This is a genomic window from Mycolicibacter senuensis, from assembly GCF_003284925.1.
Classification (GTDB): Bacteria; Actinomycetota; Actinomycetes; order Mycobacteriales; family Mycobacteriaceae; genus Mycobacterium; species Mycobacterium algericum_A.
Window position 1 is genome coordinate 94790 of record NZ_QMEX01000004.1, and the last position, 6820, is coordinate 101609.

At 66.9% G+C, this 6820-nt stretch carries 5 protein-coding genes and 1 pseudogene; 3 read left to right on the plus strand and 3 right to left on the minus strand.

The window, feature by feature from the left end; translation table 11 throughout:
- The first annotated feature begins 13 nt into the window (after window positions 1-13).
- Genes DQP56_RS03205 through DQP56_RS03215 form a run of 3 tightly spaced genes read left to right on the plus strand, consistent with a single transcriptional unit; the run spans window position 14 to window position 3174 of the window.
- Window positions 14-1219 carry a cytochrome P450 gene (locus DQP56_RS03205; protein WP_112683554.1) on the plus strand — a complete coding sequence of 402 codons (1206 nt, stop codon included), beginning with the start codon at window positions 14-16 and terminating at the stop codon, window positions 1217-1219.
- A gap of 48 nt (window positions 1220-1267) precedes the next feature.
- Entirely contained in the window at window positions 1268-2107 is an 840-nt protein-coding gene (locus DQP56_RS03210; protein ID WP_112683555.1) for a mycofactocin-coupled SDR family oxidoreductase, read from the plus strand.
- Window positions 2108-2154: 47 nt separating this feature from the next.
- Complete coding sequence (locus tag DQP56_RS03215) at window positions 2155-3174, plus strand: phosphotransferase (protein ID WP_112683559.1); 1020 nt, start codon at window positions 2155-2157, stop codon at window positions 3172-3174.
- 87 nt (window positions 3175-3261) lie between these two features.
- Here the strand turns inward: DQP56_RS03215 and DQP56_RS03220 are convergent, their stop codons facing one another.
- The 3 genes and pseudogenes from DQP56_RS03220 to DQP56_RS03230 all read right to left on the minus strand — a co-directional run.
- Window positions 3262-5643: a CaiB/BaiF CoA transferase family protein gene (locus DQP56_RS03220; protein WP_112683556.1), complete on the minus strand. Its 2382-nt coding sequence runs from the start codon at window positions 5641-5643 to the stop codon at window positions 3262-3264.
- A 4-nt stretch (window positions 5644-5647) separates the two neighbouring features.
- Window positions 5648-6613 carry an enoyl-CoA hydratase/isomerase family protein gene (locus tag DQP56_RS03225; RefSeq protein ID WP_013830359.1) on the minus strand — a complete coding sequence of 322 codons (966 nt, stop codon included), beginning with the start codon at window positions 6611-6613 and terminating at the stop codon, window positions 5648-5650.
- A gap of 15 nt (window positions 6614-6628) precedes the next feature.
- Window positions 6629-6820, minus strand: a pseudogene (locus tag DQP56_RS03230) (M24 family metallopeptidase); the annotation flags it as partial.

A 6820-nucleotide genomic window follows, 5' to 3' on the forward strand; every position in this document is an offset into this window, starting at 1 on the left:
CAAAGGGGCAACCATGACGGTGACCACCACCGACGAAGCGCGCTATGACCCGTACGACGTCGAACTCAACAACGACCCGTACCCGATGTTTCGCCGGCTGCGCGAGGAGGCGCCGCTGTACTACAACGAAGAACACGACTTCTACGCGCTGAGCCGATTCGACGACGTGCACGCCGCGTTCGCCGACTACCAGACCTTCAGCTCCGCCAAGGGTGCCGTCCTGGAGATCATCAAGTCCGGCATGGAGATTCCGCCGGGCATCCTGATCTTCGAGGACCCGCCGATCCACGACATCCACCGCAACCTGATGGCGGGGATGTTCAGCCCGCGGCGGATGAACGCCCTCGAATCGCAGATCCGGGAGTTCTGCGCGCGCTGCCTGGACCCACTGGTGGGCACCGGCCGATTCGACTTCGTCACCGATCTCGGCGCGGAGATGCCGATGCGGGTGATCGGCATGCTGCTGGGTATTCCCGAGGATCAGCAGCGCCACGTCACCGAGCACGGTGACGCCACCATCCGCACCGAGCCCGGTCAGAAGATGACCGACAACCCGGACGGTCCGATCGCCACCGGTGACGTGTTCGCCGACATCATCGCCTACCGGACCGCGAACCCCTCCGATGACCTGATCACCGAGTTGATGAACGCGGAGTTCGAGGACGAACACGGCACCCGACGCCGAATGTCCCGCGAGGAACTGCACCTGTTCCTCACCGTGCTTGCCACCGCCGGCAGTGAGACCACCACCCGGTTGATCGGCTGGGCCGGCAAAGTGCTGGCCGACCACCCGGACCAGCGCGCGCAGCTGGCGGCCAACCCGGCACTGATCCCGCGGGCGGTCGAGGAACTGGTCCGGTTTGAGCCGCCGGCACCGCACGCGGCCCGGTACGTCACGCGCGACGTGGAGTACTACGGCCAGACGGTGCCCGAAGGCTCGGCGATGCTCCTGCTGATCGGTGCCGCCAACCGCGATCACCGCCGGTTCCCGCCGGATGGCGACGTGTTCGACATCCACCGGGAACGGCGCCCGCACCTGGGCTTCGGTCACGGCACCCACTTCTGTGTGGGCAATGCCCTGGCCCGGCTCGAGGCGCGGATCGCGCTCGAGGAGATCCTCAAGCGTTTCCCGGAGTGGGAGGTCGACCTGTCGGCGACGCAGATCTCCCCCACGTCGACGGTGCGGGGCTGGGTCTCCATGCCGGCGCTCGTTCCCTGAACCCCTAGTCACCCGAAGTTTTCCGCAACAACAGAATTGAGGTTTCCCATGACCGGACGTGTTGAGGGCAAGGTCGCGTTCATCACCGGCGCGGCGCACGGCCAGGGCCGCAGCCACGCGGTGCGGTTGGCCCAGGAGGGCGCCGACATCATCGCGATCGACGTCTGTAAGCCGATCGTGGAGAACTCGCCCATTCCGCCGGCCACCCCGGAGGAGCTGGCCGAGACCGCCGACATGGTCAAGGCGCTGAACCGCCGGATCTACACCGCCGAAGTCGACGTGCGCGACTATGACGCTCTCAAGGCCGCGGTCGATGCCGGTGTCGAGGAGCTCGGCCGCCTGGACATCATCGTCGCCAACGCCGGCATCGGCAACGGTGGCGACACCCTCGACCAGTGCAGCGAACACGACTGGCAGGAGATGATCGACATCAACCTGTCGGGTGTGTGGAAGACCGTCAAAGCCGGTGTGCCGCACCTGATTGCCGGGGGCAACGGCGGTTCGATCGTGCTGACCAGCTCGGTGGGCGGACTGAAGGCCTACCCGCACTGCGGCAACTACGTGGCCGCCAAGCACGGCGTGGTGGGCATCATGCGCTCCTTCGCCGTCGAGTTGGGGCAGCACAACATTCGCGTCAACACCGTGCACCCCACCCATGTCAGCACGGGAATGATCATGAACGAGGGCACCTGGAAGATGTTCCGGCCGGACCTGGAGAACCCGGGCCCCGACGACATGGCGCCGATCTGCCAGCTCTTCCACACCCTGCCGATTCCGTGGGTGGACGCAGTGGACATCAGCAACGCCGTGCTGTTCCTGACATCCGACGAGGCCCGCTACATCACCGGAGTCGCCCTGCCCGTCGACGCCGGAAGCTGCCTCAAGTAGTGCCGCAGACGATTCCCGACAGCTGGGAAGCGATTTCGCCGGAGTGGATGACCGCTGCCATCAGCGGTCATCACCCGGAAGCGGTGGTGCAGGACGTCTCGGTCGTGTTGCGCGACGACGGCACCAACCGGCGGGCTCGGCTGGCGCTGCGCTACGCGGCCGGAAGCGGTCCGGCCACCGTATTCGTCAAGGCAGTCGACCCCGAGCACGCCGATCTGGTCGAGCTGACCAGCGGCCTGTACCACGAGCCGCGACTGTTCCTCGCGCAAGTCGAACTGCCACTTGACCATCCGACGGTTTACCGGGCGGTGATCGACGAGCAGCGCCGCGACTTCCTGCTGCTGATGGAGGATGTGGTGGCACGCGGCGCCGACCCGCGCGACGCGACCCGGCCGCTGAGCCTCGACGAAGCGGCCCGGGGAGTCCGCGGCCTGGCCCGCCTGCACGGGGCGTTCTGGGGTGAACGCATCACCGGCAATCCCGCGCTGGAGTGGGTGGAGCCGTTCGTGCCGTTCGCCGGTCTGGAGCTCGCACCGCTGGACGTCGCCTACCAGCGACTGGGCGACTCGGTTCCCGCCGAGATCACCGCGATGAGCGGGCCAGAACTCTTCGGCGACATCTGGGCCCGCTACATCCGTAGCCTGGCCCGGGGGCCGCAGACTCTGCTGCACGGCGACCCGCACATCGGCAACACCTACGTGCTGCCCGACGGCGACGTCGGCTTCCTGGACTGGCAGATGGTCCGGCACGGCAACTTCTCGCTGGACCTGGGCTACTTCCTGCAGGGTGCGCTGACCATCGCCGACCGGCAGGCCGCCGAGCGTGACTTGGTCGAGGACTACCGTGGCGCCCTGGGCCTTCCGTCTGCCGAACTGCCCTCAGCCGAACAGATCTGGTTGCACTACCGGGCTTCCGCGGCGCACGGCCTGGCGATCTGGATCGCCACGCTGTCCGGTGGCGACAACTGGCAGCGGCCCGACATCAGCCTGGCGCTCGCGCAGCGCTACGCCGCGGCATTCACCGACCTGGACACCCGGGCGGCGCTGGACGCGCTGGACAAGCCGTAGCCGTTGATCATTGACGCTGAGCCCATGGCGAAATGGTGCGAGAAGGGTGCGCCGTGAGTGCGCGTCACTGCGACGGCGGGTTGCCGGCTAACCGAGCGCGTTGCCGATCACGCCATCGGCTTGCAGGGCGGCGACCTCGGCCTCGGTGAAACCCAGCTCGCGCAGCAGTTCGTGGTTGTGTTCACCGAGCAACGGCGCCGGGCGACGGTGGCACCGGCTGGGCCCGTGCGTCGAACGCACCGGCAGCGTGCTGTGCCGCACCGTCGGGTTCACCGGGTGGGCGACATCTTCGAAGAAGCCGCGATGCGCCAACTGTGGCGATTCGGCCTGTCGGTGCGGTTGCACAGCTTTAGCCACCGGAATCCCGGCCGGCCAGAGCAACTCGACGATCTCATCGCCACTGCGTTCGGCGCACCAGGCGCCGAGCCGGGAGTCGATGAGATCGTGGTGTTCGCGCCGTCCCGCTGCGGTCGCCAGGCTCGGGTCGGCCGCCCAGGCCGGTCGACCCAGTGCCTCGCAGAGCGCGATCCACTGTTCGTCGGTGCTGATCGCCACTGCGACCCAGCTGTCAAGCCGGCCGAACTCGTCGATATCGGAAGTGCGGTACAGGTTTTGCGGTGCTGCGGTCGGACCCCGATTGCCGTCGCGCTGTAACAGTGCGCCGTAGGCGGAGTACTCGATCACCTGCTCGGCGGCGACGTTGAGGGCCGCATCGACCATCGCCGCTTCCACCAGGATCCCTTCGCCGGTACGACGACGATGCTCCAGCGCCAACAGCAGCGCGTTGAGCGCGTGCACGCCCGCGTTCGGATCGCCCACCGAATACGGCTCGTACGGGTTGCGGTCGGGGAAGCCGGTCAGCCAGCTCACGCCGGCGGCGGCCTCGATCGCGTAGGCGAACGCCGGATTGTCACGCCACGGCCCGTCGAGCCCGAAGCCGGGCATCCGCAACAAGATCGCGTCGGACCGCAACCGGCGGACCGTGTCGAAATCCAAACCGATCTGCTCGAGCACCCGCGGGGTGAAATTCTCCACGATCACATCCGCGGTCGCGACCAGCTTCCGCAGAATCTCGCGGCCGGCCTCCCGACGCAGGTCCGTCGTGAGCCCCCGCTTGTTGGTGTTCAGCGCCGAGAAGATCGGTGAACGCTCCCACCATTGCGGTTCACTGGCCGGGATTCCGGCGATGAGCCGGGTGCCGTCGGGTTTGCCGGTCGATTCGATATGGATGACGTCGGCGCCGAGCATGGCCAGCAGATGGGTGCAGCTCGGGCCGGCCCAGAACGTCGTCAGGTCGAGCACCCGAAGGCCGCTGAACGGCCCGGCGTCGTGCTGCTCACCCCCACCGGCAACACGTGCTGGTGGCGGCGTCGAACGGTAATGCTCGGTATGCTCGCCGAGACGCGGCGCCGGCTGTGGGGGTCCCCAGCCCAGTTGCGGCATCCGATAGGGGCGATCGGGCTGGATGAATCCGCCGCGCGGGTTGGTGACGAAGACCTGTCGCGCCTGGAAGTGATCCAGTTCGGTGACGTTGGCGCCGTTGCCGACCGGGGCGTTGGGGATCCGGAACGCGGTGGCCAGATCCCGGATCTCCTCGACGGTCTGCTCTTTGAACCAGGCGTAGATCTCCTCGGCCTTCTCGTTGGCCTGCTCGGTGATCGACAGCGGCGAGTCCTCGTCGATCCACTCGGGATGCCCGGTCATCGCGCACAGGTCGAACCATTGCTGGGCGGTGCCGCACCCGACATCGACCAGGCCGTCCTTGGCGGAGGCGATACCGGGCACGGTGAGCCTGCGAGTGTCGCGCCAGGGCTTGTCGAGCATCTCGAAGTAGGTCACCGGGTAGTAGGTCAGGCCCATGATCTGTGTCTCGAGCATCGACAGGTCCAACAGGTCACCACGGTCGCGGCGGGCGAACCACGATGCCAGGGTCAGCGCACTGGCGTAGGCGCCGGCGAGGTACTCGCCGATCTGTCCGCCGACGAATGCCGGTGGCCGGTCCTGCGATCCGCGCCCGATCCCGAAGATGCCACCCGACCACGCCTGCAGGGTGAATTCGGTGGCCGGCCGATCGCTCCACGGACCATCCAGGCCGAACGGCGTGATCGCGGTGACGATCAGATGCGGATGGTCGCGGGTGATCTGGTGGGGCGCAAACGCCGGGTGCTCGGCCAGCGCCGATCCGCGCGACCAGATGACGGCGTCGGCGCCGGAGAGCAACCGGTCCACGAGCGCGGTGCCGGATTCGGGATCGGTGACGACGCTGCGTTTGCCGCCGGACAGAAAGCTGAACAATGCCCCTTCGCCGGCGGTATCGGCACCCGAGGCCGACCAGTACCGCAGTGGATCGCCCTGCGGCGGCTCGACTTTGATGACTTCCGCGCCGCCGTCGGCCAGCATCTTGGTGCAGTAGGCCCCGGCGATCCCGGTGGAGAGATCGATGACCGTGAAGCCGTCGAGCGGTGTCACGACCTCAACTGTCCTTGCTGCGACTGGATTTGCTCAACCTGAAGTCGGGCGGGAACCTCGAGTCGTTGTCCTTGACCGCTCCGGACAGGCCGGACTCGATGGCCTCATCGAGCATCAGGTCTCCCGCGTCGGGGGCCACCCCGGAGCCCATCGACTCGAAGAACGCCGACAGCAGGCTGCCCATGTACTCGCCCTGGTGCTGCTTGTAGACCTCGAAGAACATCTTCTGCATGAACACTGTGTCGACGGGGCGGTTGCGAGCGCACGCCAGCGCATACTTGTCGACCTCGGCCTCGAGCTGATCGCGCGAGACCACCTTGTTGAGGAAGTTGCACTTCTCCATGTCGGCGGCGGTGAAAGGCCTTCCGGTGAAAACCATCTCGGAGAACTTGCGCAGCCCCATCATCTGCACCCACGTCCACATCCGCGGCCCCCACCCGTAGTAGCGGAACGACGGGTGGCCGAACAGGGCGTCGTCGGAGGAGATCACCAGATCGGCGTCGGCGGCCTGGTAGAAGTGCCAGCCGTAGCAGTAGCCCTTGGCCTCGACGATGCTGATCTTCTTGAGCTCCTGCAGCGGCCGGTTGCCGGCCTGCACGTTCGCGTACCAGGCGCTGATCGTCGCGCCGTTACGGAAAGTCCCCTTCGGCGGATAGTTGACGTCGGTGCCCTCCAAGCGCAGTTCCGCCAACCGCTTCTCGGGCTCATCGACACCTTCCATGAACTCCGGCAGGTCGGCGCCGCTGCCCAAGTTGTCTCCGACACCACGGATCACCACCACCTTGACGTCGTTGTCGACGCTGGCGCCGCGCAGCAGGTCCGCATACCGCAGCCGCGCGGACGATGTTGGCGCATTGAGGTATTCCGGCCGGTCGAAAGTGATGGTGGCGATCTTGGTGGCCGGGTCCTTGTGGTAGCGGATGATCTCCTCGGCGGACGGCCGGCCCGAGTCCGTGCGCGTGTCTGACATTGGTGTTGTGCTCCTTCAGCTGAACGGACTGGTGGTCAAAACTTTGTGGCCATCTTCGGTGATCAGAACCGCCTCGCGCCCGAACACCGCGCCGACACCGGGCTCGAACACATACCCGGTGACGGCCAGCACCATTCCCGGTTCGAGCCGTTCGGCGCCGGCGGTCTGCGGCAGCCGCGCCGAGACCACCGGCGGGTCGAAACCCAT

Bases quoted from the DNA above. Each gene is read 5' to 3' on its own strand.
- DQP56_RS03205 (WP_112683554.1), top strand. From the start codon at position 14: ATGACGGTGACCACCACCGACGAAGCGCGCTATGACCCGTACGACGTC.
- DQP56_RS03210 (WP_112683555.1), top strand. From the start codon at position 1,268: ATGACCGGACGTGTTGAGGGCAAGGTCGCGTTCATCACCGGCGCGGCG.
- DQP56_RS03215 (WP_112683559.1), top strand. From the start codon at position 2,155: ATGACCGCTGCCATCAGCGGTCATCACCCGGAAGCGGTGGTGCAGGAC.
- DQP56_RS03225 (WP_013830359.1), bottom strand. From the start codon at position 6,613: ATGTCAGACACGCGCACGGACTCGGGCCGGCCGTCCGCCGAGGAGATC.